This window comes from Streptomyces chengmaiensis (assembly GCF_029846775.1).
Lineage (GTDB): Bacteria > Actinomycetota > Actinomycetes > Streptomycetales > Streptomycetaceae > Streptomyces > Streptomyces chengmaiensis.
This window is the reverse complement of the sequence record NZ_JARWBG010000132.1, coordinates 1-861: the sequence shown is the minus strand read 5'-3', so window position 1 is coordinate 861 and position 861 is coordinate 1. Positions and strand designations below refer to the sequence as shown.

At 67.0% G+C, this 861-nt stretch carries 1 protein-coding gene; it reads right to left on the bottom strand.

Features of this window, described 5'->3' with window-relative positions; genetic code table 11:
* Positions 1-830: sulfurtransferase (locus QCN29_RS36715; protein ID WP_240140307.1), on the bottom strand; the 830-nt coding region annotated here is incomplete at its 3' end.
* Positions 831-861 lie beyond the last annotated feature (31 nt).

Below are 861 nucleotides of genomic sequence, written 5' to 3'. Positions count from 1 at the left end.
GCGCCGAGCTCGATCGGCACGCCGACGAGGGAGCCGTACTCGGTCCACGAGCCGTCGTAGTTCTTGACGTTCTCCACACCGAGCAGCTCGTGCAGCACGAACCAGGTCAGCGCGGAGCGCTCACCGATGCGGCAGTAGGCGATGGTGTCCTTCGCCAGGTCGACCTGCTCCTCGGCGTAGAGGGCCTTGAGGTCGTCGTCCGACTTGAAGGTGCCGTCGTCGTTGGCGTTCTTCGACCACGGGATGTTGCGGGCGCTCGGCACATGGCCGGGGCGCTGCGACTGCTCCTGCGGCAGGTGCGCCGGGGCGAGCAGCTTGCCGCTGAACTCGTCGGGCGAACGCACGTCGACCAGGTTCTGGGCGCCGATCGCGGCCACGACGTCGTCGCGGAAGGCGCGGATCGCGGTGTTCTGGGCCTTGGCCTTGTACTGCGTGGCCGGGCGCTGCGGCACCTCGGCCACCAGGTCGCGGGAGTCCAGCTCCCACTTCTTGCGGCCGCCGTCGAGGAGCTTGACGCTCTCGTGGCCGTAGAGCTTGAAGTACCAGTAGGCGTAGGAGGCGAACCAGTTGTTGTTGCCGCCGTAGAGGACGACGGTGTCGTCGTTGGCGATGCCCTTCGCGGACAGGAGCTTCTCGAAGCCCTCCTGGTCGACGAAGTCACGGCGCACCGGGTCCTGGAGGTCCTGCTTCCAGTCGATCCGCACGGCGTTCTTGATGTGGTTCTTGTCGTACGCCGAGGTGTCCTCGTCGACCTCGACGATGACGACCTTGGGGTCGTCGAGGTGGGCCTCGACCCAGTCGGCGTCTACCAGGACGTCGCTGCGGCTCATGCTGTTTCTCCTCCGGGGCAGTGTGCGGCGG